Source organism: Rhizobium brockwellii (genome assembly GCF_000769405.2).
In the GTDB taxonomy this organism is placed as follows: domain Bacteria; phylum Pseudomonadota; class Alphaproteobacteria; order Rhizobiales; family Rhizobiaceae; genus Rhizobium; species Rhizobium brockwellii.
This window is the reverse complement of the sequence record NZ_CP053439.1, coordinates 3,099,242-3,125,797: the sequence shown is the minus strand read 5'-3', so window position 1 is coordinate 3,125,797 and position 26,556 is coordinate 3,099,242. Positions and strand designations below refer to the sequence as shown.

Annotated in this window: 25 protein-coding genes; 9 read left to right on the top strand and 16 right to left on the bottom strand. The window is 61.0% G+C overall.

Annotated features, from left to right (window positions below; all coding sequences use genetic code 11):
* Positions 1 to 43: 43 nt before the first annotated feature.
* The gene (locus RLCC275e_RS15635; RefSeq protein ID WP_003561346.1) at positions 44 to 274 is read right to left on the bottom strand and encodes a CopG family ribbon-helix-helix protein; all 231 of its coding nucleotides are present in this window, start codon (positions 272 to 274) and stop codon (positions 44 to 46) included.
* A gap of 162 nt (positions 275 to 436) precedes the next feature.
* Between RLCC275e_RS15635 and RLCC275e_RS15630 the strand changes: the two genes are divergently transcribed.
* Positions 437 to 2,350: an ABC transporter ATP-binding protein gene (locus tag RLCC275e_RS15630; protein WP_033180172.1), complete on the top strand. Its 1,914-nt coding sequence runs from the start codon at positions 437 to 439 to the stop codon at positions 2,348 to 2,350.
* Here the strand turns inward: RLCC275e_RS15630 and RLCC275e_RS15625 are convergent.
* Positions 2,306 to 3,238, bottom strand: a complete 933-nt coding sequence (locus RLCC275e_RS15625) for an endonuclease/exonuclease/phosphatase family protein (RefSeq protein ID WP_033180173.1) — start codon at positions 3,236 to 3,238, stop codon at positions 2,306 to 2,308. The genes RLCC275e_RS15630 and RLCC275e_RS15625 overlap by 45 nt on opposite strands.
* Positions 3,239 to 3,522: 284 nt before the next feature.
* On the opposite strand from RLCC275e_RS15625, the gene petA reads away from it, so the two are divergent.
* The 4 genes from petA to RLCC275e_RS15605 all read left to right on the top strand — a co-directional run bounded on the left by petA (position 3,523) and on the right by RLCC275e_RS15605 (position 6,952).
* Positions 3,523 to 4,101 (top strand): ubiquinol-cytochrome c reductase iron-sulfur subunit, encoded by a 579-nt coding sequence (petA, locus tag RLCC275e_RS15620; protein ID WP_003561343.1) that lies wholly within the window; start codon positions 3,523 to 3,525, stop codon positions 4,099 to 4,101.
* A gap of 14 nt (positions 4,102 to 4,115) precedes the next feature.
* On the top strand, positions 4,116 to 5,384 hold the full coding sequence (locus RLCC275e_RS15615) for a cytochrome b (RefSeq protein WP_033180174.1): 1,269 nt from the start codon (positions 4,116 to 4,118) through the stop codon (positions 5,382 to 5,384).
* Between the two features lie 25 nt (positions 5,385 to 5,409).
* Entirely contained in the window at positions 5,410 to 6,294 is an 885-nt protein-coding gene (locus tag RLCC275e_RS15610) for a cytochrome c1 (RefSeq protein WP_033180175.1), read from the top strand.
* Between the two features lie 115 nt (positions 6,295 to 6,409).
* On the top strand, positions 6,410 to 6,952 hold the full coding sequence (locus RLCC275e_RS15605) for an adenine phosphoribosyltransferase (RefSeq protein WP_003561340.1): 543 nt from the start codon (positions 6,410 to 6,412) through the stop codon (positions 6,950 to 6,952).
* Between the two features lie 24 nt (positions 6,953 to 6,976).
* Here RLCC275e_RS15605 and RLCC275e_RS15600 read toward each other — a convergent pair whose 3' ends face one another.
* Positions 6,977 to 7,444, bottom strand: a complete 468-nt coding sequence (locus RLCC275e_RS15600; RefSeq protein ID WP_033180176.1) for a MaoC family dehydratase — start codon at positions 7,442 to 7,444, stop codon at positions 6,977 to 6,979.
* A complete protein-coding gene (locus RLCC275e_RS15595; RefSeq protein WP_033180177.1) occupies positions 7,441 to 7,932 on the bottom strand; it encodes a MaoC family dehydratase in 492 nt (163 codons plus the stop codon). Before RLCC275e_RS15595 ends, RLCC275e_RS15600 begins: the two co-directional genes overlap by 4 nt.
* A gap of 81 nt (positions 7,933 to 8,013) precedes the next feature.
* Here RLCC275e_RS15595 and RLCC275e_RS15590 point away from each other — a divergent pair, with 81 nt between their 5' ends.
* Positions 8,014 to 9,126, top strand: coding sequence for a hypothetical protein (locus RLCC275e_RS15590; protein ID WP_033180178.1), 1,113 nt, complete (start codon positions 8,014 to 8,016; stop codon positions 9,124 to 9,126).
* Positions 9,127 to 9,198: 72 nt separating this feature from the next.
* Here RLCC275e_RS15590 and ychF read toward each other — a convergent pair whose 3' ends face one another.
* Positions 9,199 to 10,302 (bottom strand): redox-regulated ATPase YchF, encoded by a 1,104-nt coding sequence (ychF, locus tag RLCC275e_RS15585; RefSeq protein ID WP_012758451.1) that lies wholly within the window; start codon positions 10,300 to 10,302, stop codon positions 9,199 to 9,201.
* Between the two features lie 264 nt (positions 10,303 to 10,566).
* Between ychF and clpS the strand changes: the two genes are divergently transcribed.
* Positions 10,567 to 10,878: an ATP-dependent Clp protease adapter ClpS gene (clpS, locus tag RLCC275e_RS15580; protein WP_033180179.1), complete on the top strand. Its 312-nt coding sequence runs from the start codon at positions 10,567 to 10,569 to the stop codon at positions 10,876 to 10,878.
* A 32-nt stretch (positions 10,879 to 10,910) separates the two neighbouring features.
* Here the strand turns inward: clpS and RLCC275e_RS15575 are convergent, their stop codons facing one another.
* From RLCC275e_RS15575 to RLCC275e_RS15555, 5 genes are all read right to left on the bottom strand, one after another.
* Complete coding sequence (locus tag RLCC275e_RS15575) at positions 10,911 to 11,363, bottom strand: GNAT family N-acetyltransferase (RefSeq protein WP_033180180.1); 453 nt, start codon at positions 11,361 to 11,363, stop codon at positions 10,911 to 10,913.
* 4 nt (positions 11,364 to 11,367) lie between these two features.
* Positions 11,368 to 12,099 carry an aminoacyl-tRNA hydrolase gene (pth, locus tag RLCC275e_RS15570; protein ID WP_033180181.1) on the bottom strand — a complete coding sequence of 244 codons (732 nt, stop codon included), beginning with the start codon at positions 12,097 to 12,099 and terminating at the stop codon, positions 11,368 to 11,370.
* Positions 12,100 to 12,295: 196 nt separating this feature from the next.
* The gene (locus RLCC275e_RS15565) at positions 12,296 to 13,009 is read right to left on the bottom strand and encodes a substrate-binding periplasmic protein (protein WP_033180665.1); all 714 of its coding nucleotides are present in this window, start codon (positions 13,007 to 13,009) and stop codon (positions 12,296 to 12,298) included.
* A gap of 25 nt (positions 13,010 to 13,034) precedes the next feature.
* A complete protein-coding gene (locus tag RLCC275e_RS15560; protein ID WP_033180182.1) occupies positions 13,035 to 15,386 on the bottom strand; it encodes an EAL domain-containing protein in 2,352 nt (783 codons plus the stop codon).
* 185 nt (positions 15,387 to 15,571) lie between these two features.
* Positions 15,572 to 16,180 (bottom strand): 50S ribosomal protein L25/general stress protein Ctc, encoded by a 609-nt coding sequence (locus RLCC275e_RS15555; protein WP_003561325.1) that lies wholly within the window; start codon positions 16,178 to 16,180, stop codon positions 15,572 to 15,574.
* Positions 16,181 to 16,475: 295 nt separating this feature from the next.
* Between RLCC275e_RS15555 and RLCC275e_RS15550 the strand changes: the two genes are divergently transcribed.
* Entirely contained in the window at positions 16,476 to 18,560 is a 2,085-nt protein-coding gene (locus RLCC275e_RS15550) for a putative bifunctional diguanylate cyclase/phosphodiesterase (protein WP_033180183.1), read from the top strand.
* 103 nt (positions 18,561 to 18,663) lie between these two features.
* Positions 18,664 to 20,208, top strand: a complete 1,545-nt coding sequence (locus RLCC275e_RS15545) for a hypothetical protein (RefSeq protein ID WP_033180184.1) — start codon at positions 18,664 to 18,666, stop codon at positions 20,206 to 20,208.
* A gap of 244 nt (positions 20,209 to 20,452) precedes the next feature.
* On the opposite strand, the gene RLCC275e_RS15540 is transcribed toward RLCC275e_RS15545, so the two are convergent.
* The 6 genes from RLCC275e_RS15540 to lgt all read right to left on the bottom strand — a co-directional run bounded on the left by RLCC275e_RS15540 (position 20,453) and on the right by lgt (position 26,432).
* Entirely contained in the window at positions 20,453 to 21,385 is a 933-nt protein-coding gene (locus RLCC275e_RS15540; RefSeq protein ID WP_003561319.1) for a ribose-phosphate pyrophosphokinase, read from the bottom strand.
* Positions 21,386 to 21,490: 105 nt separating this feature from the next.
* Positions 21,491 to 22,312: a hypothetical protein gene (locus RLCC275e_RS15535; protein ID WP_033180185.1), complete on the bottom strand. Its 822-nt coding sequence runs from the start codon at positions 22,310 to 22,312 to the stop codon at positions 21,491 to 21,493.
* Positions 22,313 to 22,403: 91 nt separating this feature from the next.
* Complete coding sequence (locus RLCC275e_RS15530) at positions 22,404 to 23,555, bottom strand: M24 family metallopeptidase (RefSeq protein ID WP_011652944.1); 1,152 nt, start codon at positions 23,553 to 23,555, stop codon at positions 22,404 to 22,406.
* 5 nt (positions 23,556 to 23,560) lie between these two features.
* The gene (gene pgeF / locus RLCC275e_RS15525) at positions 23,561 to 24,355 is read right to left on the bottom strand and encodes a peptidoglycan editing factor PgeF (RefSeq protein ID WP_033180186.1); all 795 of its coding nucleotides are present in this window, start codon (positions 24,353 to 24,355) and stop codon (positions 23,561 to 23,563) included.
* 111 nt (positions 24,356 to 24,466) lie between these two features.
* Positions 24,467 to 25,567, bottom strand: a complete 1,101-nt coding sequence (locus tag RLCC275e_RS15520; RefSeq protein WP_033180187.1) for a class I SAM-dependent methyltransferase — start codon at positions 25,565 to 25,567, stop codon at positions 24,467 to 24,469.
* Between the two features lie 16 nt (positions 25,568 to 25,583).
* Positions 25,584 to 26,432 carry a prolipoprotein diacylglyceryl transferase gene (gene lgt / locus RLCC275e_RS15515; RefSeq protein WP_033180188.1) on the bottom strand — a complete coding sequence of 283 codons (849 nt, stop codon included), beginning with the start codon at positions 26,430 to 26,432 and terminating at the stop codon, positions 25,584 to 25,586.
* Positions 26,433 to 26,556 lie beyond the last annotated feature (124 nt).

Genomic DNA, 26,556 nt, shown 5'->3' with positions numbered 1-26,556 from the left:
CCGGATGGTTGCTGAAGCCTGACTGCGTTTGCCTCTTATCCCCTCAAAGACTGTCGGCCCAGTCGATGACGCGGTGATGCTCGACGACGACCATGGTGTTGGCGGCCGCGATTGTGCGCAGTGCGACGAGGCGGCGGTGCTCCTCCTGATCGATCCAGGTGGTAATGGCCTCGGCGATGATCTCGTCGCGCGGCAACCCCAGGGCGAATGCCAGGGCATCCAGCCTTTCTGCAAGCGGAAGCGGAACATGCACATCGAGCATTTTCGTTTCCATGGAAGTGGTCTCCGGTAAAGCGCGATCGTAACGTGAGATTGTGACCAGTTCGGGGGCATTCAATGGGTATGCCGCCGATGTTACCGATAATTACCAAAATATAACATTCTGTCCGCTTTTCATTCCCTTTGCCGGCCCGGCTAATCCGCCTATATCGCTTCTATGTTGCTGAACCCTATCCTCCGCCGGTTCGAAACCTGGATCGATCCGTTCCGCCCACGCGCCAATCTCCAGCCGCCGCGCTCGACGCTCGGATTCATCTGGTTCTATATCGGCCAGGCGAGGATGCCGTTCGTCGCCATGCTCGTTCTGGGTGGGACATCGGCGGCAATCGAGGCTGCACTCTTCTGGTTCGTCGGACGCCTGGTCGATATCCTCGGCAGCATCACGCCTGGGGCCGGCTGGAACGGTCTTCTCGCCGCCCATGGCGGCGAATTGTTCGGCATGCTCGCCCTTATCGGGATCGTGCGTTTCGTCGTCGCCTTCCTGATTGCGCTCGTCGACCAACAGGTGATCACGCCGGGCTTCTACAATCTAGCACGCTGGCAATCCTATCTCCACGTCTCCAGGCAGTCATTGTCGTTTTTCCAGAGTGATTTCTCCGGGCGCATCGTCACCAAAGTCTGGTCGGCCGGGCAGGCAACCGGTGATCTCGTCACCTCGCTGATGGAAAGCGTCTGGTTCGTCGGCATCTATGCCGCAACGACTCTCGTGCTCGTCGCCCGGCTGGACTTTTCTCTGGCTGCCGTCGTGCTGTTCTGGCTTTGCGCCTTCAGCCTTCTGGCGCGCCACTTCGTTCCGCGGATCCGCCATCACTCCCGTGAAACGGCGGAAGCCGGATCGATGCTGAATGGCCGGATGGTCGACTCCTACAGCAACATGCAGACGCTGAAGCTGTTTGCGCGCGACGAGGAGAGCGACCGCTATATGCGGCAGGGTTTCGATATCTATCAGGATACGGTGCTGCGCTTTACGCGGTTCATCACGGGCGTCAGGGCCTCGATGGCGCTGCTCTCCGGCCTGATGATCGTGACGATGGCGGGGTTGAGCGTCGATCTCTGGTTGCGCGGCCTGGTCAGCTCCGGTGCCGTGGCATTCTCGTTGGCACTGGTGCTCAGGTTGAATTTCCTGCTCGGACGGCTGATGACGCAGTTCAACGGCATCATGCGCAATCTCGGCACCATCCAGAACGCCGCCGAGCTGATCTCCCAGCCTCTGGGGCTGGTCGATCGGCCGGATGCCAAAAGCCTGGTGATCCGGCAGCCCGGCATTCGCTTCGACAATGTTTCGTTCCGCTACGGCAAGGGTCATCAGCCGGTCGTCGAGAATTTCTCTCTGACCATTCGGCCGGGCGAAAAGGTCGGGATCGTCGGCCGTTCAGGCGCGGGGAAATCGACGCTGATGAACCTGCTGCTGCGTCTCTACGACATCCAGGACGGCCGCATTCTCATCGACGGCCAGGATATTGCAGCCGTGACGCAGGAATCTCTCAGGATGCAGATCGGCGTCGTCAGCCAGGATACCTCGCTGCTGCATCGTTCGGTGCGAGACAATATCCTGTTCGGACGGCCGGATGCCGGCGAGGAGCGGCTGGTCGAGGCGGCCAGGCGCGCGGAGGCCATCGACTTCATCGCGCGGCTGCAGGATCAGCAGGGGCGCAAGGGTTTCGACGCGCATGTCGGTGAACGCGGCGTCAAGCTGTCAGGCGGGCAGCGGCAGCGTATCGCCATTGCCCGCGTCATGCTGAAGGACGCGCCGATCCTCGTTCTCGACGAAGCGACGTCGGCGCTCGATTCGGAAGTGGAGGAAGCGATCCAGTCCAATCTCCATCGGATCATGGAAGGCAAGACGGTGCTTGCGATCGCCCATCGGCTGTCGACGATCGCCGCGCTCGACCGGCTGATCGTCGTCGATCTCGGACGGATTATCGAGGAAGGCAGCCATGACGAACTGCTTCGCCACGGCGGGCTCTATGCCGAACTTTGGGCGCGCCAGTCCGGCGGCTTCCTTGCTGCGGATGAGGATGCGGGCTCAAGGGTCGACGACGAACTCCGCCATGAGGCCAAAATGATTTGACCCGAAGCCGTTCTCGATGCGGCGCACCGATTTTAGCCGCAGCGGCGCTCGGGTAAAGATATGATCGATCGGAATGCCGAAAGCACCGGCGCGGATCGGCCACGTCGCGGGCTCCAGCGATACCGTGCCCAAGCCTTGAGTGCGCATGAGATACTGCACGTCGGGCGCCAGAATCGACGTATTGAAATCACCGGCGAGAACGAGCGGTCCCGAAAGGGTAGGGATGATCTCTGCGAGATCCCAGATTTCGAGGCCGTGGAATTCGTCGTAATAAGGTTTGGTCAGGTGCGCGGCGAGGAAATTGACCTTCTGGCCATCGAAATCGATCGTCGAGATCGTCAGCCGGTTGCGCCAGAGCAGGCCGAGATTGCGGATGCGGGGTTCGATCAGCGGACGCTTCGACAGCACCAGCGTATCGCATTGCTCCATGCCGACACCGCAGCCGATGTAATAGGGATAGATCTTCAACAACCGCGGCAGTTCCGACAGCAGCGGTTCGGCCTCCAGGATGCTGACGATGTCGGCGCCTGAGGCAATGACCATATCGGCGATCGCAGGGCCGTTTGCGAAATTATCGTTCTCGATATTGAAGGACATCAGCCTGAACAGGGCGGGACGGCTCTTCTCGACAGCCGGCTCGACGAATTCGCGCATCATCACGACACCGTGGACGGCAAGGACTACCGACACTGCAAGGGTCAGCAGTGCATACCAGTGCCGCTTGACGAGAAGGGCAGCGACCGAGGCCACGGCGCCGGCCACCGCCAGATGGACCTGGAAGCTGTAAAAGAAGGACAGCAGATAGAAATCGGTGACATATCGCAGGGAGACGATGGCGAGAACGAGGGTCGTGAGGACGCTGAATACGCAAAAAATCGTGTCTCTCATCCGCTCCGGTCCGGCTCGCTGGCATGGCTGCGACTGCGCCTATCACGGGGGCATTTTTGTTGCAATGCAACATAATGGCAAGCGCGTGTTTGCCTTAAAAAATTCATCCGAAATTTCCCGCGACATTGTGCCCTCATCCCCTTGCCAAGGCTGGACATAATTTGCGATCAAGCATAGAACGCGCCGGATTGCCGGGGAATCTATGGCCGAATTGTGTCCATAGAGATTCGCCGGTAGAGGGGGCAGGGCGGAATTCCGCGAAAATTGCGCAGAGGATGTTAGCCGTGAGCGAACACGAAACGACAAGCGAGGGCATGGGCGAACCCACTCGCCGTGATTTCCTTTATCTCACCACTGGTATGGCAGGCGCCGTCGGCGCCGTTACGGTCGCTTGGCCGTTCATAGATCAGATGCGTCCTGATGCTTCGACGCTCGCACTCGCCTCCATCGAAGTCGACGTTGCCAGCCTCGAGCCAGGCATGTCGCTGACAGTCAAATGGCGCGGCAAGCCGATCTTCATCCGTAATCGCACCCCGGAAGAAGTGACGGCCGCTGCCGATGTTCCGCTGTCGGACCTCAAGGATCCGATCGCACGCAATGCAAATCTTCCTGTTGACGCTCAGGCAACGGGTGTTGACCGTTCGGGCGGCAAGGGCAAGGAAAACTGGATCGTCATGATCGGCACCTGCACGCATCTTGGCTGCGTGCCGCTCGGCCAGGCTGGCGAATACAATGGTTGGTTCTGTCCCTGCCATGGCTCGGTCTACGACACGGCCGGCCGCATCCGCAAAGGCCCGGCGCCGCAGAATCTGGCGATTCCGACCTTTTCATTTTTGTCCGATACCAAGATCAAGATCGGTTGAGGGGAGACTGATTAATGAGTGGCCATTCCAGCTACGAGCCATCAACCGGCCTCGAGAAATGGGTCGATGCGCGCCTTCCGCTGCCGCGCATGGTCTATGACAGCTTCATCGCCTATCCGGTTCCGCGGAACCTGAACTATGCCTATACCTTTGGCGCCATGCTGGCCGTCATGTTGGTGGTGCAGATCCTGACAGGTGTCACGCTCGCCATGCACTACGCCGCCGACACGACGATCGCCTTCAACTCCGTCGAAAAGATCATGCGCGACGTCAACCACGGCTGGCTGCTGCGCTACATGCATGCCAACGGCGCGTCCTTCTTCTTCGTCGCGGTCTACCTGCACATCGCCCGCGGCCTCTATTACGGCTCCTACAAGGCGCCGCGCGAAATCCTCTGGATTCTCGGCGTGGTCATCTACCTCCTGATGATGGCGACCGGTTTCATGGGCTACGTCCTGCCCTGGGGCCAGATGTCCTTCTGGGGTGCGACCGTCATCACCGGCTTCTTCTCGGCCTTCCCGCTGGTCGGCGAATGGATCCAGCAGTTCCTGCTCGGCGGGTTTGCCGTCGACCAGCCGACGCTGAACCGATTCTTCTCGTTGCACTACTTGCTGCCCTTCATGATCGCCGGCGTCGTCGTCCTGCACATCTGGGCGCTGCACGTCGTCGGCCAGACCAACCCGACGGGTATCGAGATCAAGACGAAGACCGACACGGTGCGCTTCACGCCCTATGCGACGATGAAGGATGCGCTCGGCGTTTCGGTCTTCCTGCTGGTCTATGCCTATTTCGTGTTCTACCTGCCGAATTTCCTCGGCCATGCCGACAACTACATCCCGGCCGACCCGTTGAAAACGCCGGCCCACATCGTTCCGGAATGGTACTTCCTGCCCTTCTATGCGATGCTGCGCTCGATCACCTTCAACATCGGCCCGATCGACTCCAAGCTCGGCGGCGTGCTCGTGATGTTCGGCGCGATCATCGTGCTGTTCTTCCTGCCCTGGCTCGATACCTCGAAGGTCCGTTCCGCCGTCTACCGCCCGTGGTACAAGCTGTTCTACTGGCTGTTCGTGATCAATGCGATCATCCTCGGCTGGCTCGGCTCGCAGCCGGCGGAAGGCTTGTTCACCACGATCTCGCAGATTTGCACACTCCTCTACTTCGCTTTCTTCCTGGTCGCGATGCCGGTTCTCGGCTTGGTGGAAACACCGCGCCGCATCCCGAACTCGATCACCGAAGCAGTGCTCGAAAAGCGCAACAAGACCGCAGCGGTCAAAGCATAAGCGAGCGACGGAAGGGACTAGAAATATGAAAACGCTTGTTACAAGCATTCTCTCGTTCGCATTCGCTGCCAGTCTCGGCAGTGCCGTGCTGGCCCAGGAGGCGACGCCCGCCAACAGCGCGGCTCCTGCCCATCACGCGGAAAGTGAGACGCCGCACTATCCGCTGAAGGAGCCGAAGGAGGAGGAATGGACTTTCGCCGGTCCGTTCGGCCACTACGACAAGGGTCAGCTTCAGCGCGGCCTCAAGGTCTACACCGAAGTCTGTTCCGCCTGCCATTCGATGAACCTGGTGCCCTTCCGCATGCTCGACGAGCTCGGTTATTCCGAGGCGCAGGTAAAGGCTTTTGCCGCGAACTATGAGGTCCAGGACGGCCCGAACGCCGCCGGTGAGATGTTTACCCGCAAGGCGGTCCCCTCCGATCACTTCCCGGCGCCTTTCGCCAATGCGGAGGCCGCTGCTGCTTCCAACAACGGTGCGGCTCCACCCGACTTTTCGCTGATCGCCAAGGCTCGCGAAGTCGAGCGCGGCTTCCCGCAATTCGTCTTCGATATCTTCACGCAGTATCAGGAAGGTGGCCCGGATTACATCCATGCGCTGCTGACCGGCTATGAAGAGCCGCCAGCCGGCTTCCAGGTGGCGCAGGGCTCACATTACAACCCTTATTTCCACGCTGCAGCCGTCCTTGCCATGCCGAAGCCGCTCTCCGACGGGCAGGTGACCTATGACGACGGCGCGCCGGCGACGGTCGACCAGTATTCGAGGGATGTCTCCGCCTTCCTGATGTGGGCCGCAGAGCCGCATCTCGAGGAGCGCAAGCGCACCGGCTTCATGGTCATGATCTTCCTGGCGATCTTCACGGTACTGATCTACCTGACGAAGCGCTCGATCTACGCCAATAAGGAACATTGAGCGGTTCTTCGCCGGATTTCGAAAGGCGGTCTACGGGCCGCCTTTTTTGTTGGTTCCGCTCCTGGCAATTGATAATGTCCGGCCAGTTTCATGCCTTCGCAGATATGGATTTTCCATGAACAATACGACTTCGGAGCTCGCAGCCAGCATCCGCTCCATTCCCGACTACCCCAAGCCCGGCATCATCTTCCGCGACATCACCACATTGCTCGGCAATCCTCGGGCTTTCCGCCGGGCGGTCGATGAACTCGTGCAGCCCTATGCAGGCACGAAGATCGACAAGATCGCCGGAATGGAGGCGCGCGGCTTCATTCTCGGCGGCGCGGTGGCCCACCAGCTTTCCTCAGGCTTCGTGCCGATCCGCAAGAAGGGCAAGCTGCCGCACGAGACCGTGCGCATCGCCTACAGCCTGGAATATGGTGTCGACGAGATGGAGATGCATCGCGATGCTGTCCAGCCCGGCGAGAAGGTGATCCTGGTCGACGACCTGATCGCCACCGGCGGCACGGCGGTCGGCGCCACGAAGCTGCTGCGCCAGATCGGCGCGGAGGTGGTCGGCGCCTGCTTCGTCATCGATCTGCCGGATCTCGGCGGCCGCAAGAAGCTGGAAGAACTCGGCGTCGTTGTGCATACGCTGGTGGAATTTTCCGGCCATTGAGCCCTCGTCCTCGTGCCTGCAGCGTCAGTCGAATTCGAGCACGCCGCTTTCGAAGCGGATAACCGCATCGCCGTTTTGATTGACGCCCTCGCAGAGGATGGTGTTGAGGTGCCAGCCCGATCGCGACGCGAGCGCTCGGCTGGAGAGGAAGGCGACGGAATAGGTGACGACGTCGCCGACGAAGACAGGCCGCAGCCATTGCAGTTTCTGGAAGCCCGGTGAAGGACCTAGATTCGGCGACGCCAGGCCCTTTTGCGCGAGTGCGGCGCTCTGCCTTTCCCAAAAGGCGAGGAAGGTCCGCATCCAGGCGGCGGTGGTGTGCCAGCCCGAGGCGCAGAGGCCACCGAAGAGGGTGTCTTTGGCGGCTTCCTTGTCGACGTGGAAACGCTGCGGATCGTAGCGCGTCGCGAAACGGATGATGTTTTCCTCGGTAAAAGTGTACTTGCCGATCTCGGCCTTCTCGCCAACCGCGTAAAGCTCGGACATCCTCATGCTGATGTCTCCGGGCTTATGCCGATATCTGCGGGCCGGGCGCGCATGCCGAACATGACCGAATTCTCAGAGACGCAGATGAGTTCGCCGCGCTGGTTTTGCACCTCGTGGCGAAACTTGACGATGCCGATGCCGGGGCGCGAGCGCATCGGCCGGGCTTCAAGCACGGTCGAATGGCCAGATAGCGCGTCGCCGGCAAGCACCGGCTTTCGCCATTCCATCAGGTCGACGCCCGGCGCACCTTCGCAGAGCGAATGCAGGACATAGCTGTCGGCCATCATGCGCATGAACATCGAAGAGGTATGCCAGCCGGAAGCGGCAAGGCCGCCGAGAATGCTGGCGCGGCCGGCAGCCTCATCGAGATGCATCGGTTGCGGGTCGAATTCGCTTGCGAACTCAATGATTTCCTCGGTGGTCACCAGCTTCGGGCCAAGCGCGAAGCGGCGGCCGGGCTGGAAATCCTCGAAGGAAAGCTTTTCTGCCGACATTCGTTCCTCCCGCCATATGCAGCGCACAATGCTTACAATAGCATCCGCGCGGGCTCAATGATTCCGGGGAGATAAACCGGCATGACTGAACTAAGGTCGATACTCGATGAGGCCGTACGCCAAGAGCTGATTTCGCCGGAGGCGGGCGGGCGGCTCTTGCCCTTCCTGATGGAGCGCGGAGTCGCCGTCGTCGGAGGCGGCGTCGCTGAGGCACAGCCGGCAATGGAAGCGGAAGGGCAGGCCTGGTCGGATACAGAGACGCCTAGCTTCGTGCGCGGCTTCCACGACGTGCTGATCACCATCGGCGTCGCGGTGGCGCTCGCCGGCCTCTGGGGGCTTGCCGCGCTTTATGCCGTGCTGCCTGCGATCATCTTGCTTTCGGAAATCCTGGTGCGCCGCCAGCGGCTTGCCCTGCCGGCCGTCAGCCTGACGATCGCGCTGTTCTGCTGGACATTCCTGCTGATGTCCTTCTTCTTCAAACCGGGGACCTCAGCCTTCAATGATATTGGGGCGGGGGCGACGCAGTTCATCGCCGGTTTCCCGATCGTTCTCGGCCTCTATTATGCCCGGTACCGCGTGCCGCTGTCGCTGGCGCTCTGCATCATGTCTGCGCTTGCGCTGGTGCTCACCCTGCTATTGCGCCTCACGCAATGGGCGAGCGGCGATCCGCAATTCTTCTCCAACCATCCCCTCCTGTTCGCGGTGGTCTTCCTCGTTTGCGCGCTCGGGCTGTTTGCAACGGCGCTCTATTTCGACCTCGGCGACCGGTTGCGCCGGACGATACGCTCCGATATCGCCTTCTGGCTTCATCTGGGTGCGGCACCGGCACTGCTCTTCAGCGTAAGGCTGCTGATGTCGTTCGACGGCAATTTGCTGGATGTTGCCCAGGCCGTGTCGATCAAGACGCCCATCATTGTCATCAGCGTGGCGGCGTTGATGCTGATCGGCCTTGTCATCGACCGGCGCGCCTTCGTCACGTCAGGCCTGCTGTCGCTCGGTTTTGCGATCTACGGCATTTTCCGGCAGGGGAGCGCGACTGTTGACACCTATATCTTCACGACGCTGATCGTCGTCGGAGCGATCGTGCTCATCATCGGAACAGGCTGGATGCCGCTGCGCCGTATCGTGCTGCGGGCGCTGCCGCTGGTAATCTCGCAGAGATTGCCGCCTGCCGTCTCGGGGGCGGTATCGTAGATCTTATGATTTCGCCCAAACCGCTGAGCAGTTTGGGCGAAATGCATTGGCCGAGACAGCAGCGGTCTGCGATCAGGTGTTGAAGCGGAAATGGATGACGTCGCCGTCTTGGACGACGTATTCCTTGCCTTCGTCGCGCGCCTTGCCGGCATCCTTGGCGCCGACTTCGCCGTTGTATTTGATGTAGTCGTCATAGGCGATGGTGTTGGCGCGGATGAAGCCACGCTCGAAATCCGAATGGATGACGCCGGCGGCCTGTGGTGCCTTGGTACCGCGCTCGATCGTCCAAGCGCGCGTTTCCTTCGGGCCGACAGTGAAATAGGTAATGAGGTGGAGCAGCTTGTAGCCAGCACGAATCAGCCGGTCGAGGCCGGCCTCGTCAAGGTCGAGGGCGGAGAGGAATTCCTTGGCTTCCTCTTCGGGAAGCTGGGCAACCTCCGATTCGATCGCCGCCGAGATGACGACGGTTTCGGCACCCTGTTCCTTCGCCATGACGGCAACGGCCTCGGTGAATTCGTTGCCGGTCGAGGCATCGCCTTCGGCGACGTTGCAGACGTAGAGCACCGGATGCGAGGTCAGAAGATTGAGGCTCTTGAGGATGACGATTTCTTCCGCATCGAGCGTCGACAGCAGCGTGCGAACCGGCTTGCCTTCGTTGAGCAGCTTCAGCGAGGCATCCATGATCGGCAGCATCGCCACCGATTCCTTGTCCTTGCCGGTGGCGCGCTTGCGCGTCTGCTCGGTGCGGCGCTCCAGGCTTTCGAGGTCGGCAAGCATCAGTTCGGTCTCGATCGTCTCGGCATCGGCGACGGGGTTGATGCGGCCCTCGACATGAGTGATGTCGCTGTCTTCGAAGCAGCGGAGCACATGGACGATGGCATCGACCTCGCGGATATTGGCGAGGAACTGGTTGCCGAGGCCTTCACCCTTCGAGGCGCCGCGCACCAGGCCGGCAATGTCGACGAAGGAGATGCGGGTCGGGATCAGTTCCTTGGACTTGGCGATGTCGGCAAGCTTGCGCATGCGCGGATCAGGAACGGCGACTTCACCGGTGTTCGGCTCGATGGTGCAGAAGGGATAATTCGCCGCCTGTGCCGCCGCCGTCTTGGTGAGCGCGTTGAAGAGGGTCGATTTGCCGACATTCGGCAGCCCGACGATACCGCATTTGAAGCCCATGGCTTGATCCATATCTATTTGTAACTTTGCCCTGCCTATGCGGGAATGGCCGCCCTGGGTCAAGGGTTCGCAACAGGAATTGAAGGTCGATGGCTCTCCGGATGACAGGAAGGCTGCGGCGATTCTCGAAAAACGGGGCCGGGATTGCCTCCTGCTTTCCGCTCAATGATATTTGCGTCATTGAACTGCCGTGCTTACGGTGCAATATATTGTCGGCGGACGTTTTCTCCGCCTTTCCATGTCATCAACGGGTGGATTTTTCCGATGAGTGACAATGACATTGCCCTTAAACCGAAGACCAAGGTGAAGCCGAAGCTGGACGAGCCGAAGCTCTACAAGGTCATTCTGGTCAATGACGATTATACGCCGCGCGAACTGGTGATCATGATCCTGAAGTCCGTCTTCCGCATGAGCGAGGAGGCCGGCTACCGGGTGATGATGACGGCGCACAAGCTCGGCTCCTGTGTGGTCGTGGTCTGCGTAAGAGACATCGCCGAGACCAAGGCCAAGGAAGGCATCGACCTTGCCAAGGGCATGGGCTTTCCGCTGATGTTCACCACAGAGCCGGAAGAATAGGCGCTTTGCCGGGGGCCGTCCCGAAGAGGGGCTCAGCGCCGGCGGATCTGGTATCCGGTCTTGTCCTGAACGAAGCCGCAATTCTCGTAGAAGCGCAGCGTGGCCGGATTCTTGGAGCCGGTGAGCAGCATCACCTTGTAGCAGCCTGCGTTCCAGGCGTCTGCGATCGCGTGGCGGATAACGGCGCCGGCGTAACCGCGCTTGCGATGATCGGCGTGGGTGACGACGTTTTCGATGAGCCCATAAGGTGCGCCGCTGCGCGTCAGGTTCGGCACGACGACGCTTGTGACGGTTGCAGCGGCGACATCACCGGCATAGCCGATGAACACGGTCATGCCCGGCTGCGCCAGGATGTCGGAGAAGCGTTCCTCGGCAAGTGCCTCGTCGAGAACCGGATCGGTCGGGTTCAGGTGACGGTAAAGCGTCATGAGACCAGGGAGATCGCTGCGGGCAGCAGCGCGGATGATGAAGTCCCGGTCCGTCATGGCTTCAGTCGCCCTTGTTGCCGAACATCTTCTTCAACATGTCGGCCATCGGCCCGGTGGTGAGCAGCTTCGGCTGATTGTGGTTGCGGGCCTGATGGATATGCGACTGGCCGGCCGGCCCCTTTTCGGTATTCTTGTTTTCCTTTCGCGGCTTCTCCTCCTCGGCCTTGTCGCCGAGCGCCAGCGCGATCTTGTTCATCAGCTGCGAATCCTCGTTTCGCACAAGCATGTCGGCATTGTCGGCGAGCGTGTCGAGAAGCGGTTCCAGCCAGGCCTTGTCGGCCTTGGCGAAATCGCCGAGCACATGGTTCTGCACCATTTCCTTGACGCCGGGATGGCCAATACCGAGGCGTAGCCGCCGGTACTCCTTGCCGCAATGGGCGTCCAGCGACTTGATGCCGTTGTGGCCGCCATGGCCGCCGCCGGTCTTCAGCCGCGCCTTGCCCGGGGGAAGGTCGAGTTCGTCGTAGATCGCGACGAGGTCGGCGGGCTGGAGCTTGTAAAAGCGCATCGCCTCGCCGACGGCCTCACCGGAGAGGTTCATGAAGGTCTGCGGCTTGATCAGCAGCACCCTTTCGCCGGCGAGCTCGCCCTCGGCGATCTCGGCCCTGAACTTCTTCGACCAGGGCGAGAAGCCGTGGCGCCGATGGATGGCGTCGACGGCCATGAAGCCGATATTATGGCGGTTGCCGGCGTATTTGCCGCCGGGATTGCCGAGACCCGCGATGATCAGCATGGCCTGTCTTTCCTCACCAAAGCATGTCGCGCAAAAGTGTGCAGTGGTTTTGCGACAACGACATGCGTAAAAACAAAGACCTAAAGCGCGATAAGCGAATCTGAAAGATCGCGACGCGTTTTAGAACTTCCCGCCGTTCACCACCGCGAAACGAAAGCAAAGTCAAGCGGAAAGGGCAGCAATCCGCCGAGCAGGATCATTCCGAGAGGTTCATGCCGTATTTCAGGAAGATCTGCTTCTGGTCGCCATCGGCGATCAGCTTGTCGAGGGCAGCCTGCATCCTGGCAAGCAGATCGGCCGGAAAGTTCTTCTCGCAGGCGATGCCCATCGGCTGCGAGGAGAGCACGGTCACTATCTCCACCGGCTGGTCGACCTTCAGCTTCTCGAAATAGAGTTCGGATATCGGCATCATGTCGATGCGTCCGCCAAGCAGCTTGCGCAGCGTCGCATTGAAGTCGCTGGCGACATCGATCTTGGTGAAACCCTTCTCCTTCAGGATCGTCTCGGTGTAATCCTCGCGCTGAGTACCAACCGTATATTTCTTCGCCTCGTCCAGATTCCCGGCAGTGACGCCCGACCCCTTGCGGGTGATCAGGATGTTGCGGTCGATGAGCAGCGGCTCGACCCATTTGAACAACGGGTCGCGTGCGCCGTTGTGGGCGGTCGCAAAGACACAAGTCATCGGCGCCGTGCGGGCAAGGCTAAAAGCGCGCGCCCAGGGCATGATCTCGATTGTGTAGTCGACGCCGATCGCGGCCATCACCTTTTCGACCTGCTCGACGGTCGCGCCTTTGATCTCCTTGCCTTCGCGATAGTTGAAGGGGGCATAGTCCTCGGTCGTGAACGTCACCGTTTGTGCATGGGCGGTGCAGGGCAGCGCCAGGCATGCGAGAAGCAGGAGCTTTTTCATCGGCATCATCTCCTTCGTTCTTCGTTTACGAGGCGCGGGCGACGGCCGATTGCGAGGCCATCAGTTCCTCGATCAGCGTGGCTGCGTGCTGCGGACGATGGAAGAGATAGCCCTGACCATAGTCAAGCCCCATCTGGTGGAGCGTGCGGCATTCCTCTTCGGTCTCGATGCCCTCGGCAATGACGGTGCAATCCATCTTGTGGGAGAGCGTGGTGATGCCTTCGATCAGCATGCGGCTCTTCTGGCGCACGTCGTCGTCGCCGTCGTTGATCGCGCGGGTAAAGGACTGGTCGATCTTGATGATGTCGACAGGGAAGCGGTTGAGATAGCTCAGCGACGAATAGCCGGTGCCGAAGTCGTCGAGCGCAATGCGGCAGCCGAAGCGACGGAGCTCCGTGACGATCATGCGAATCTCAGGGTTGTCGTGCATCAGCACGGCTTCGGTGATCTCGACGACGATGCGCTCGGGGCGGATGCCGTGGCGGCCGACGAAGGCGGCAAGACGGGCCGGCAGCGCCGGTTCGAACTGCAGCGGCGAGAAGTTGACGGCGAGATAGGTATCCTGCATGCCTGATATGCGGGAAATTTTCGCGAGGTTGGCGATCGCCTTTTCCATGATGACGTTGCCGACCCGGACGATCTTTGCCGTCTCCTCGGCGACGCTGATGATCTCGGCCGGCGGCATCAAGCCCTTCTGCGGATGGTTGAGGCGCATCAGCGCCTCGAAACCGGCAATCCCGCGGCCGTTCAGGTTGACGATTGGCTGCAGGAAGGCCTCGAACCAGTCGTCGACGAGGCCGGCTTCGATGTTGGCCTCGATTTCGGCGCGGCTGCGGGCACGGTCGAGCATGGCATTGTCGAAGAGCTGCGCGCCGTTCTTGCCGTCGCGTTTCTTTGCATACATCGCCATGTCGGATTTCTGCAGCAGTTCGGCCGCGGTTGCAGCATGATGCGGATAGATGGCGATGCCGACGGAAGCGCTCAGATGCATGTCGGGAGCGAATGGCGTTTCGAAGATCGAGGCAATCTGCTCGCACATCGCCCTGGCGCGTCTTTCGGCATCTTTCGCCGGCAGCAGGATGGCAAATTCGTCGCCGCCGAGACGGGCTGCCTCGTCGGAGGGGGCAAGATGGGCCTTCAGGCGTTCGACGAGCTCGACCAGCGCCATGTCTCCGGCGGCATGGCCCATGTTGTCGTTGATCCACTTGAAGCGGTCGAGATCGACGAATAGACAGGCGAGTTCCTGGCCGGCGGCATCGGCGGCGGCGATCTTGTTGTCGAGGACGGCTTCGAAGCCCTGGCGATTGAGAAGCCCGGTCAGGTGATCGGTGATGGCCTGGCGGTGGTTGCGGTCCTCGGAGGCCTTGAGTTCGGTCACATCCGTCATGACCGATAGCGAGAGGCGGTCGTGAGCGCCGGCTCCCGCCTCCGATTCCATGATGAGGACGTCCATGGCGCGGCCATCCAGGCAGACAAACTTGACGGTGACGGTCAAGCCGCTTTCGGCTCGGCGGCGCTTGACGAATTTGTCGCGGGTGGTGGGGGTGACGAGATCGGCGAAGTTGCGGCCGATGACGGCAGCGCGGTTATAACCTGTGGCAAGCAACCAATAATCGCTGACGGCGGTGATGCGATCCTCCTCGTCGAGAGAGAAGAGCATGGCGGGAGTCAGATTGTAGATGTCGGTGGCGCGGCGGTGGGCGAACTTCAGCTCCTTTTCCTCGCTTTCGAGCTTGGTCTGCATCTCGTTGAAGCTATGGGCAAGCCGCCCCATCTCGTCGTTCGACTGCCAGTCGACATGATGACGGGAGCCCAGCTGGCGGGTGGCCTCGATCGCCGCCGTCAGCCGCATCAGGGGCTGGATGACGAAGAAGCGGTTGCCGATCAGCGCCGTGCCGAAAACGGTCAATACCGCAAAGATGAAGATCGAGATGAAGACGACCTCTTCCTGCTTCAGGCCGGAAAACAGGCCGAGCGCGGGATAATAGACGCTGATGCTGCCGAGGTTCTTCGGACCGTCAACGGTGTTGTAAATGATGGCGCGCGACACCTGCACGAGCTTGCCGTCGAAGGAGCGCGGAATGGTGGACTGGCTGACGTCGAGCTGGCCTGACTGGTCACGCACTTCGACCTTGACGATGGCGCCCTGGGAAACGACCGTCGCGCTGATTTGAGTGACGCTCTCCTCATCGAGGTCCCACAGCGGTTTGGCCAGCGCCTGGGCATTGGCGACAAGAAGAACAGAGATATGGTCGCGTATTTCCTTGTCGGCCCGTTCCGAGGAAAGAAATAGGAAGAGAACAAAGAGGGGAGCGACAAAAACAAGCAGCGCTCCGCAAACTATCGCAAAAAATCTGTTCTCAACGGAATTGTTCATGGTTCCGTCTACTCCCCCAGGTCGGCCATATTTGCTGTCGCGCGTTGAGGCGGGCTTCTTCGCAGCTGACGAAACATGCTTTCACGAATTTGTTAAATGTTGCTGAAACGGGGCGTTTCCGGACAATGAAAAGCCCGCTTTCCAGGGGAAAGCGGGCCATATGCTTTACAAATTGGTCGAAGCGATCAGGCTTCGGCTCCACCTTCCGCAGCAGTCTCGTCAATGCCGCCAGCCGGGGCAATGATGGTCGCGATCGTGAAGTCGCGGTCGATCACAGGAGTGACACCCTTCGGCAGGGTGACTTCCGCGATATGGATGCTGTCACCGATCTTCTTGCCGCTGAGGTCGATGTTGAAGAACTCCGGGATCGCATCGGCCGGGCAATGAACTTCGACTTCATGGCGAACGATGTTCAGAACGCCGCCGACCTTGAGGCCCGGGGACTTCTCTTCGTTGATGAAGTGCACGGGAATTTCGACGGTCACCTGGGTGTTGCCGGAGACGCGAAGGAAATCGACATGCATGGTGAAGTCACGGACCGGATCGAGCTGGTAGTCCTTCGGCAGAACCTTGTGCTTCTTGCCGTCGACGTCGATCGTGGCCACGGTGGTCATGAAACCACCGGCGTGAATGCGCTTCGTCACCTCATTGGTGTTGAGAGCGATGGCAATGGGGGCCTGCTTGTCACCATAGATGACAGCGGGAATCAAACCGTTGCGGCGAAGTTCACGGGCGGACCCCTTACCAACCCGTTCGCGCGCCTCGGCCTTGAGCTCGTAAGTTTCCTGGCTCATGGCTATTCCTTTCGAGGTTATTTGGAGAGTTCGGCGGCGGGCAAAAGCCTTGTTCCGACGAACCGGAGGCGGTATTATCCGACCTCATCCGCGTTGCCTCCAAGGGTGTCTACACGGACCGGTGGCCTATATTATAAGTCGATCGGAAACGCAAGTTGCGGATTTGGGTTGTTTTTTGCCCATATACACGCTTTCGCCAAGGTTTAACCATCGAACACGAAATCGGCGGCGATTAATAAATCCTGCGTTTACCCGCCAATATAAGCAGGGCCGTCTCAATTGCCGGTTGCCTCTCATGTTGCGCGTCCTTTCCTGCATCACCGTCGAACACAGCCTTCCGCATCTGATCTTCGCCACCGTTATCTGTGTGCTCGGATCGATGCTGTCGATGCGCCTCTTCACCCGGGTGCGCCGATCGCAGGGGCTGCAGAAAGCCAACTGGCTGTTTCTCTCCGGTTTCGTTGGCGGCTCGACCATCTGGACGACGCATTTCATCGCCATGCTCGGTTACCAGACGCCGGTGGCGAACGGCTATGAGCCGACGCTGACGCTGCTGTCGCTGTTTGCCGCCGTCGCGACGACGATGATCGGCTTTGCCATCGCGTCAATCGCGCAGAAGAGCGCGCTTATCGAGGCAGGCGGCGTGATCGTCGGCCTCGGCATTGCGGTCATGCACTATGTCGGGATCGCCGGTTACGAGATCGAGGGTCGTCTCGAATGGCAGACCTCCTATGTCGTCGCCTCGCTGGTCTTGGCCGGCTTGTTCGGCGCGGTCGCCACCAATCGCGTCGGCCGGCCGATCACGCGTTTCTGCCGCCACGGGGCTGCCCTTTCGCTGATCCTTGCGATTGTGCTCACGCATTTCACCGGCATGGCGGGGCTGACGATCCTGCCGGATGCCACTGTTGCGGCACCCACCGAGATCATCTCGGACGGCATCATGACCGGTCTCGTCAGCGCCGTCATGATCATCATCCTGGCGTTGGGCGCCTCCACCTATATCATCGACATGCAGTCGACGCAGGCAGCCGTCGAGCGTTACCGCCATCTGTCGCTGCATGACCCGCTGACCAATCTTGCCAATCGCGCCGCCTTCAATGAGCATCTGTCGGCGTTGGTCAACAAGCCGAAGGACATGACGGCCAATATCGCCGTGCTCTCCTTCGACCTCGACCGTTTCAAGGAAATCAACGACGTTCACGGCCACGCCGCCGGCGATGCCGTGCTGCGCGCCGTCGCCGAGCGGCTGTCCAAGATCATGCAGAACGGCCAGTTCGTGGCGCGGGTCGGCGGCGACGAGTTCGTGGCCGTCATGTGCGATTATTTCGTCCGTTCGGATGCCAAGGGACTGGCACAACGCATGCTCGACGAGATCGCCCGGCCGATCGAATGGAACGGCCATGCGCTGACCGTCGGCTCCAGTATCGGTATCTCCACCTATCCCGGACAGGCGGACACTTTGGACGACCTGCTGTCGCAGGCCGATATCGCCATGTATCGGGCAAAATCGACAGCGACCAACAGCATATGCTTCTATGAGCCCTCGATGGACCAGGCAGCGCGCGAACGCAACGCGCTGGCGAGCGAGATGCGGGAGGGGTTGGCGCGCGGCGAATTCGAGCTGTTCTACCAGCAGCAGAATGACACGGTGACGCGCGACATCGTTGGCCTGGAAGTGCTCCTGCGCTGGAGACATCCTGTGCGCGGCTACATCTCACCCGTCGAATTCATTCCGATCGCGGAGAAGACCGGCTTTATCATTGAGCTTGGTGAATGGGTGCTGCGGGCCGCTTGCGCGGAAGCGGCGACCTGGAAGAACCCGCTGCGCATCGCCGTCAACGTCGCGCCGCAGCAGCTCGGCGACAACCGCCTACCGCAGATCGTGCATCAGGTCCTGCTTGAGACCGGCCTGCCGGCGTCGCGACTGGAGATCGAGATCACCGAATCCGGCATCATCGCCGATCATCAACATGCGCTTCAGGCCATCCGCCGGCTGAAGGCGCTCGGCGTCAAGGTGGCGATGGACGATTACGGCACCGGTTATTCGTCACTGTCGACACTGCAGAGCTTCCCGTTCGACAAGATCAAGATCGACCGCGCCTTCGTCGACGGCGTCGTCACCAACAAGCAGTCTGCGGCAATCGTGCGTTCGACGCTCATTCTTGCCGCAAGCCTCGACATACCGGTGCTTGCTGAAGGCGTCGAAAACGAAGACCATATCGACTTCCTGCGACGGGAAGGCTGCCTGCAGGTGCAGGGCTTCCTCTTCGGTAAGCCGGGACCGCGCTCGGGCATCGAGGCGATCGTCAACGGCGAGGTGCCGGCCGTACAACAGGAAACGGTTCTTGCGCCGGCCGTGAAGAAATCCGCGGCCGCGTGAGCGGCAAATTGCCATTCTCTGCCGCAGCTGAGGTTGACATCGGCGCGCTTCGCATCTTTGGATGGCCCGCATTTAAAAAAAGCGGCTGAGGAGAAATCGGACTATGCGTCTCAAACTTGTCACGGCAACGAGCTTGCTGGCACTTTGCCTTGTCACCACGGCCCAGGGTGTCGAGATCAATCAGGATGGCGCCAATGCGGTCAAGGACACGCTGACGAAACTACTTCCCGCGGATCTGGCGAAGAGCGGCCTGATTGCCGTCAATCCGGCTGGCTCCCGCTACGAGATCATTTACGATCTGGCGAAGCTGCTTGCCAAGGCCGATCCGGCGGCATTCGCGATCAACGGGCTGACGCCGTTCTCGATGTTCGCTACGCCGCTCGACAGCGGGCTCTGGAACATTGAAGGTGACAACAAACTCAACGTCTCCGGCCATTTCAAAGGCCCCGACCAGAAGCCGACGGATTTTTCCTACTCCATCGCTTCACTTGTCTACACCGGCGTCTTCGATCCGGCGATCAGCTATCTGCGCTCCGGCACTTTCGCCGCCAAAGACATCAAAGTCGCCAGCAAGTCCGACACCGAGGAAGTCCATGCCAGCTTTGCCGGGATGGACCAAAAGCTGACTTCAACGGACAGCGCAGGCGGCAACGGGCGTATCGATTTTGCGGGCAGCGGCTCGATGTCGACTTTCGTCGAGCAGGTTTCCGGCCTGCAAATGCCGCCTGTCGAAATCCGTGCGGACTCGATTGATTTCGATGCCAAGGTGAACGGCCTGCCGGCCAAGCAAATCCGCGAGATCGTCCTTTTCGTTCTCGACCATCTCGAGGAGAAGGAACTAAGCCCGGAGAATAGCGGTAAGATAAAGGGAATGCTGAAAGAAGCCTTCCCGATTCTTGCCTCGTTCAGCGAGACGATCGGGGTCAATAATCTGACCATCAGCAGCCAGATGGGCAATGGCGGGGTCAAGGCGTTCGGTTACAACCTGGCCATCGATGGGCCGAGCGATGCCATGCGCTTCGGCTTCGGCATGAATGCGCAGGACATCAGCCTTGACAGCCCGCTGATGCCGCCAAGCTATTCGCCTTTCATGCCGACCAGCTTCGAGCTGCAACTCGCCATGCCGAATCTGGATTTCGCCACCTTTGGCGAAGCCCTCATGGCGATGGATTTCAATGACAAGGCGCCGGAGACGAGCGGCGAGGAGATGAGCAAGAAGCTCTTCCGCGACGGACGGCTCGCCGTCGAGTTTCCGAAGGTCAGCGCCAAGTCCGATGTCTACGACGTCGACGTAACGGGCAAGATCGAGGGGCGGGTCGACACAGAGAAGGACTATTCGATGGAGGCGACGATCCTTGCCCGTGATCTCGACAAGACGATCGCCGCGGTTCAGGAACTTGCCAAGACGGATCCCGACCTCAACCAGGTTTCCTTCGGCATCATGATGGTAAAGGGTTTCGCCAAGACCGATGCGGATGGCCGTTCGCGCTGGGACATCAGCGTCAGCCGCGACGGCGCAGTCGCCGTCAATGGGCAGGTGGTCAAGGGGCCGGATGGTCCGGATCAAGATCCGGGGCTGGAGCCAGACCAGGAGCAGGAACCGGATCAGGGTCAGGACGCTGTACCTGCGCCGCCGCAACAGCCTTGAGCGTTATCAATTGGGATCAGAAATGAAAGGAAGCCGGCCCTGTGCCGGCTTTTTTGCGCCGTAGGTCACAAGCTTCGCGAGACCAACGATCGGGACGGCGGTTTATTCGGGGCTTTCGTTGTTAACGAAGGCGGCTCCGCGACAATCAACGGCCAGCAATTCATGCGGCTCGGAGAGCATGCCAGGCAATGGCTTGGTTCATCTGATGCAGAAATTGAAAGAGCCGGTCGAACGCCGGCTCTTTTTAATCGAAGAGGCTGGAGACGGACTCTTCCTGAGCCGTTCGGCTGATGGCTTCGCCGATCAGCGGCGCCGTCGTTACGACGCGGATATTGTGGGCCGATAGCACAGCGGTGGTCGGCTGGATGGAATCCGTGATGACGAGTTCGCGCAGCTTCGAGGAGGTGACGCGGGTGACCGCGCCGCCGGAGAGAACGCCGTGGGTGATATAGGCGGTGACGCTGGATGCGCCCTTGGACAGCATCGCGTCGGCCGCATTGCAGAGCGTGCCGCCGGAATCGACGATATCGTCGATCAGCAGGCAGTCCTTGCCGGCAATGTCGCCGATGATGTTCATGACTTCGGATTCACCCGGCCGATCGCGACGCTTGTCGACGATGGCCAGAAGACAGTCCAGCCGCTTCGCGAGCGCGCGGGCGCGAACCACGCCGCCGACGTCGGGCGAGACGACCACGACGTTGCTGAGGTCATAGTGGCTCTTGATGTCGCGGGTCAGCACGGGCATGGCAAAGAGGTTATCGGTCGGGATATCGAAGAAGCCCTGGATCTGCCCGGCATGGAGATCGAGCGTCATGACGCGGTCGGCGCCGGCTTCGGTAATGAGGTTTGCGACCAGTTTGGCGGAGATCGGCGTGCGGCCGGAGGCTCGGCGATCCTGACGGGCATAGCCGAAATAGGGTAGGACGGCGGTGATGCGGCGGGCTGACGAACGACGCATCGCGTCGATCATGATCAGCAGTTCCATCAGATGGTCGTTGGCAGGAAAGGCAGTCGGCTGCACGAGGAAAACATCCTCACCGCGCACATTTTCCTGGATTTCCACGAAGATTTCCTGATCGGCAAACCTTCGAACACTGGCTTTCCCCAAGGGAACATTGAGATAGTTGCAGATCGCTTCGGCGAGTTGCCGGTTCGAATTGCCTGCGAAAACCTTCATTTTGGTCCGCCTGTTATGCGCTGATAGCCGCGCTTTTTAGTCAGCTTCCCCGTGAATGCAAGGGCAAAGGCGCCACAGGCTCCTATATTTGCAAAAAGTTTGTGACTAACCGCCTTGAGTCTGCCGCCAAGAGGAGAATTCCGCGATGGTTTTTGAGCCGATTTGCTGCATCACCGAGGCTGGAACGCCCGCCCAGGGATCGGCTGCGGCCGTCGGCACACTCTCTTGCCCCTGGATACGGTGCAGGCGAGCGCCGCCGCCGTCGAGAACGTCCCAGACATAGACCACGGTAACCTTGCCGTCGTCGCTGAAGGCGGAGAGATAGCCTTTAAGGATGTAATCGCTGCTCGCATCGGTCGAGCTCTTGATGGAAAGGCCGTGCGCGCGTGCCTCGGTGCCGAGCTGGCGCGAGAGCGGTGTCACGGCTTGCACCGGCGCGCCGATGATCGGCAGGAAGCGCACGGTACTGCCGCGAACGGAGGGGGAATTGGAGGGGAGGGCGGCGGTCTGCTGCGGCTGTTGCGCCTCGCCCGGTGGAGCCGGCTGTGCGGGAAGTCCACCACTGGCCGCCGGCGGGGGCAGCGATTGTCCGTCGATTGGGGCAGAGGCGGCGGGTGAGGAGCCGCTTCTCGACAGGGCGTCTGCCTGTTCCTGCATCGTCGTCGGCGCCGCTCCGGTGCCGGGCCGATAGGCCTGCTGCGACTGATCATAGGCTGGATGGTAGCCGCCCTGCTGCGAGCTTCCCGAGAAACCCGGTTGGCGGGTGCCCGCCAAACGCTCGGCTTCGCTCTGCGTCACCGGGCTCGATGACGCGCGGCCGGAGGAATCGCCGATATCGACCTGCGGTGTCAGTGCATCGGTAGTATTGCAGGCGGTCAGCAGAGCCATGACGAACAGGAGCGTGGGCACAATCGCAGCTCGCGTCATCCCTTGATCCGTCCTTCCCGCAATCGCAATCAGCCCCACCCGAATTTATGCGGGTGGGGACGGTCGTCTGTCAATTCCGGATTCTCACCCGTCAGAGCCCGATGAAATCGAGCGGATGGCGGGATAGTGCGCGCGGCGCATCCGCTGTCGTCAGATAAGTCTGGCCGAGCGTCATCGCCGTGCCCGTATCGGAATCGGCGATAATCATGTGCACGAAGAGCGACATGTTCGGCTCGATCGGTTGCGGATTGCCGACATGGAACATCTGATGCTCCATCCAGGAGGGCGAGAAGCGGGCGCCGAGCGAATAACCGCAGGCATTCAGCCGGTGGCGGGCCAGGCCGCGCTCGTCGATGATCCTGGCATGCATGTCGAAGACATCGCCGAAGGTCTGGCCGGGCTTCAGCACAGTCTCGATCGCCTCGATGGTTTCGCGGCAGGCGTTGTAAAGCTCGCGGTGGCGATGCGTCGGCTCGCCGATAACGATCGTGCGCATCATGGCGGCATGGTAATGCGCATAGGCGCCGGCCCATTCGAGCGTCAGCTGGTCGTTGGCGTCGAGCTTGCGGCGGCCGGCCTTGTAGCGGCAGAGCAGCGCGTCGGCGCCGGAGCCGATGATAAACTCGTTGGCCGGATAGTCGCCACCACCGGAAAAGATTGCACCCTGCATGGCGGCGAGGATATCGGCCTCGTCGGCGCCGGGTTTTGTCAGGCGGATCGCAGCATCGAGCGCATCGTCGGCGAGAACGGCGGCACGTTCGACATAGGCGACCTCCGTCGGGCTCTTGATCAGGCGCAGGCGGCTGACGAGGTAGGAGGCGTCGACGATCTGGCCGAAGGTGGTCAATTGCGCGTCGAGCAGGCGGGCGACGCGGCCGGTCATGCCGTGGGTATCGTATTCGACACCGATGCGGGCGCCGAGCAGATCCATCTCGACCAGCAGGTTCTTCAGGTCGAGCGTCGGGTCGGCGTTGACCCGGTCGACCCAGATATGGATGTCCTCGAGGATTGAGGTATGTCTGGCCTGGCGAAGATCGGCCGAGCGAGTGATCAGCGCCATGGTGCCGTCACTCTTGACGACCAGCGTCTGGAAGAAGCAGTAGCCGAAGGTGTCGTAGCCGGTCAGCCAGTACATGCTTTCCTGGGCAAAAAGCAGCAAGGCGTCGAGCTTTTCTTCCTTCATCTTCTCGGTGAGGCGCGCAAGCCGGCTTGCGAATTCGGCCTTTTCGAAGTGCAGTGCCATTCTGCTCAAGTCTCCCTAATTGATATCGCGGAAATCTGGCGGCCGTAATCCGGCTCCTTGCGATGTGTCGTCCTGCGGTAGGAAAAGAAGCGCTCATTGTCCGGATAAGTGCAGAGGCCGAGGCTTTCGGCCCGCACGCCGGCTTTCGTCAGCCGGTCGACGGTCAGCGCCGGCAGGTCGAACATGGCGTGGCCGGGCGTTGCGGAAGGCACGAAAAAGCGCTCGTCGTCCGGGTTTTCGGCGACGAAACGCTCGACGAATTCGGGACCGACCTCATAACTTGCCTGGCTGATCGAGGGGCCGAGGCAGGCGACGATGCGAGCGCGGTCCGCACCCAGCGCCTCCATGGCGGCGATGGTATTTTCGAGCACGCCCGTCAACGCGCCCTTCCAGCCGGCATGGGCAGCGCCGATGACGCGATTATCCGGGTCAGCAAACAGGATCGGCCCGCAATCGGCGGCAAGCACGCCAAGCACAATACCAGGGGCTGCCGTCACCATTGCATCGGCGTCGGGGCGGATGCCGTCATAGTCGGCGCCGATCGTCACGACATCGGGGGAATGGACCTGATGCACCGTTGCCAGCCGCTCGATCGGCAAGCCGAACCAGGCGGCGACGCGACGGCGATTTTCCAGAACCTTGTCGCGTTCGTCGCTGGAGCCGAGGCCGACATTGAGGCCACGATACATCCCTTCGGAAACGCCGCCGGCCCGAGTGAAATAACCGTGCCGGATCGTGGCGCCCGCCGCTTGGTTGAGCAGCACGCTTTCAATCGGTGCGGGAGAGGCCGCGTCCTGCATCTGTGATTCCGGGGTTTTCGAGGGGTTTGTTATTATCCCAAGCGCATCGCATATGCGGCGCGCTTCAAGTTCTTGTTTCGGGCGGATGTTGAACCAGCCGCGTGCGCCCTGTCAATCCACCGGACGAAAGGGCATGAGATCGATGGCAGGATAGGAGACCGCCATCACCTTGAAGAGTTCGCCCATCCGGCCTTCACCGGCGCCGGCAAGCCTTTCGACCGCCGCCTGAATGACCTGCTGGGTGTGCGGCTCGCGATCACGGCCGAGAGCGGTTGCGCGCTCGAGGATGCCGAGGCCGGTCAGAAAATCACCTTGGTGCAGGGCGCCGTTCAGATGGAGGCCGGCCGCAAGCGCCGTTTCGGCGAGCTGCTGGAAGTCGACATGGCTCGTCAGATCGGATTCACCTGGATGGGCGAGCGGCGGGTCGAATTCATGCATGCGCACGGCCTGCAGCGTATCGCCGAAGCCGGTGACGAGATGGCCGTAGTCGATCGTAAGCGCGGTGCCGCCAAAGGCGCGCAGCCGCTCGCAGATCGCCATCATCACCGCCTGGCGGGCAGGCGAGATCTCGAAGAGTGTGCCGACCGGCAGGTTCTGCACCGGTTCGGGAAGAAGCGTGGGGTCGAGGCCGGCGACGCCGGCGGCGAATGTCAGCTCACCATCGGCATCGATGCCGACCATGCGCTCACGGAAACCCGTCGGCATGCGGACGAACTGGCGGATGGGGATGGCGTCGAAGAGTTCGTTGGCGGCAATCAGCGTGAAGCCGGGCGGCACCTCGTCGAAGCCATTATGCCAAGTGATCTTCTCGCCCTGGGATTCGAGCGTCTGGCTCTGGACGTCGCGCAGCCGCTCGCTGGTTTCGACGAGATGCACGGTCATGGCGTCGAAAAGCGGTGGAGCGATGCGGGAGATGACGCGCAGCATGTCTGATATCATGGTGCCGCGGCCGGGGCCGATCTCGACGAGGCGGACGCCTGTCGGTGTGCCGTGACGCTGCCACGCATGGACGATGAAGACGCCGATCATTTCGCCGAAGATCTGGCTGACCTCGGGCGCGGTGACGAAATCACCGGATCGGCCGAAGGGCTCGCGGGTGCGGTAATAGCCGTGTTCGGGGTCTGCGAGGCAAAGCGAGAAATAATCGGTGACGCTGATCGGGCCGTTGGCCTGGATAATCGCCTTGATCTTTTCGCCTAGAGCGGTGGTCATGTCGCGTCCTGCCGTTTCAGAGCTGCAGCGCAGCCTGGCGGCGGGCCCGCAGCATCGCCCAGAGGCCAAGCAGGATCATCGGGGAGGAGAGCACCATGCCCATGGTCAGCCAGTTCGTGCCGAGGAGGTAACCGAGCTGGGCGTCGGGCTCGCGGAAGAATTCGACGAAGATGCGCGACAGCGCATAGCCGCAAACGAAGACGCCTGTAATGAAGCCGGGGCTTTTCAGCGCGCGCATGCCGTAGACCAGGGCGGCCAGCACCAGGAGCAGCACGATGCCTTCGAGGCCGGCTTCATAGAGCTGGCTCGGATGGCGGGCGAAGGGACCGCCGGTCGGGAAGACCACGGCCCAAGGCACGTCGGTCAACCGGCCCCAGAGCTCGCCATTGATGAAATTGGCGATGCGACCGAAGAACAGACCGAAGGGAACGACGGCGGCGACGATGTCGAACAGGCTCCAGATCGGGATGGCGTTGCGGCGGGCAAAGAGGATCATGGCGATCGTCGTGCCGGTCAGGCCGCCATGGAAGGACATGCCGCCGTTCCAGATCTCGAGCGCACGGACGGGACTGCGCAGGACGGCGGGGAGATCATAAAAGAAAATATAGCCGAGACGACCGCCGAGGACGACTCCAAGCGCTGCCCAGACGATGAAATCGTCGAGCTGCGTCCTTGATATCGGCGAGACGTTGCCGGGCCAGAGACTTTCATTGGCTGCGAGGCGGCGCGCATAAGCCCAGCCGAGCAGGATGCCGGCGACATAAGCGAGACCATACCAATGAATCGCCAGCGGACCGATCGAAAAGGCGATCGGATCGATATCCGGGAAAGGCATGATGGCAAGGAGATTGGCTGCTGTCGGCAAGGTTTTCCACCTGTTGAGTTGCGCGGAACATGCCGCTGCGATCCCGGACGGTCAAGTCCATTGTTCGTGATGGCCCGTTCCCGGCCGGTTCCGGCAAGCTTATCCCGTGCAAAGCGCTTGCATC

Excerpts from the sequence above, each read along its gene's own strand:
- RLCC275e_RS15530 (WP_011652944.1), bottom strand. The coding sequence starts at position 23,555 with ATGGCACTGCACTTCGAAAAGGCCGAATTCGCAAGCCGGCTTGCGCGC.
- RLCC275e_RS15615 (WP_033180174.1), top strand. The coding sequence starts at position 4,116 with ATGAGTGGCCATTCCAGCTACGAGCCATCAACCGGCCTCGAGAAATGG.
- clpS (WP_033180179.1), top strand. The coding sequence starts at position 10,567 with ATGAGTGACAATGACATTGCCCTTAAACCGAAGACCAAGGTGAAGCCG.
- RLCC275e_RS15540 (WP_003561319.1), bottom strand. The coding sequence starts at position 21,385 with ATGAAGGTTTTCGCAGGCAATTCGAACCGGCAACTCGCCGAAGCGATC.
- RLCC275e_RS15605 (WP_003561340.1), top strand. The coding sequence starts at position 6,410 with ATGAACAATACGACTTCGGAGCTCGCAGCCAGCATCCGCTCCATTCCC.
- RLCC275e_RS15630 (WP_033180172.1), top strand. The coding sequence starts at position 437 with ATGTTGCTGAACCCTATCCTCCGCCGGTTCGAAACCTGGATCGATCCG.
- RLCC275e_RS15635 (WP_003561346.1), bottom strand. The coding sequence starts at position 274 with ATGGAAACGAAAATGCTCGATGTGCATGTTCCGCTTCCGCTTGCAGAA.
- RLCC275e_RS15545 (WP_033180184.1), top strand. The coding sequence starts at position 18,664 with ATGCGTCTCAAACTTGTCACGGCAACGAGCTTGCTGGCACTTTGCCTT.
- RLCC275e_RS15595 (WP_033180177.1), bottom strand. The coding sequence starts at position 7,932 with ATGTCGGCAGAAAAGCTTTCCTTCGAGGATTTCCAGCCCGGCCGCCGC.
- RLCC275e_RS15565 (WP_033180665.1), bottom strand. The coding sequence starts at position 13,009 with ATGAAAAAGCTCCTGCTTCTCGCATGCCTGGCGCTGCCCTGCACCGCC.
- RLCC275e_RS15560 (WP_033180182.1), bottom strand. The coding sequence starts at position 15,386 with ATGAACAATTCCGTTGAGAACAGATTTTTTGCGATAGTTTGCGGAGCG.
- pth (WP_033180181.1), bottom strand. The coding sequence starts at position 12,099 with ATGCTGATCATCGCGGGTCTCGGCAATCCCGGCGGCAAATACGCCGGC.
- RLCC275e_RS15590 (WP_033180178.1), top strand. The coding sequence starts at position 8,014 with ATGACTGAACTAAGGTCGATACTCGATGAGGCCGTACGCCAAGAGCTG.
- RLCC275e_RS15535 (WP_033180185.1), bottom strand. The coding sequence starts at position 22,312 with ATGACGCGAGCTGCGATTGTGCCCACGCTCCTGTTCGTCATGGCTCTG.
- RLCC275e_RS15555 (WP_003561325.1), bottom strand. The coding sequence starts at position 16,180 with ATGAGCCAGGAAACTTACGAGCTCAAGGCCGAGGCGCGCGAACGGGTT.
- RLCC275e_RS15575 (WP_033180180.1), bottom strand. The coding sequence starts at position 11,363 with ATGACGGACCGGGACTTCATCATCCGCGCTGCTGCCCGCAGCGATCTC.
- pgeF (WP_033180186.1), bottom strand. The coding sequence starts at position 24,355 with ATGCAGGACGCGGCCTCTCCCGCACCGATTGAAAGCGTGCTGCTCAAC.
- RLCC275e_RS15610 (WP_033180175.1), top strand. The coding sequence starts at position 5,410 with ATGAAAACGCTTGTTACAAGCATTCTCTCGTTCGCATTCGCTGCCAGT.
- RLCC275e_RS15600 (WP_033180176.1), bottom strand. The coding sequence starts at position 7,444 with ATGAGGATGTCCGAGCTTTACGCGGTTGGCGAGAAGGCCGAGATCGGC.
- ychF (WP_012758451.1), bottom strand. The coding sequence starts at position 10,302 with ATGGGCTTCAAATGCGGTATCGTCGGGCTGCCGAATGTCGGCAAATCG.
- RLCC275e_RS15625 (WP_033180173.1), bottom strand. The coding sequence starts at position 3,238 with ATGAGAGACACGATTTTTTGCGTATTCAGCGTCCTCACGACCCTCGTT.
- RLCC275e_RS15550 (WP_033180183.1), top strand. The coding sequence starts at position 16,476 with ATGTTGCGCGTCCTTTCCTGCATCACCGTCGAACACAGCCTTCCGCAT.
- RLCC275e_RS15520 (WP_033180187.1), bottom strand. The coding sequence starts at position 25,567 with ATGACCACCGCTCTAGGCGAAAAGATCAAGGCGATTATCCAGGCCAAC.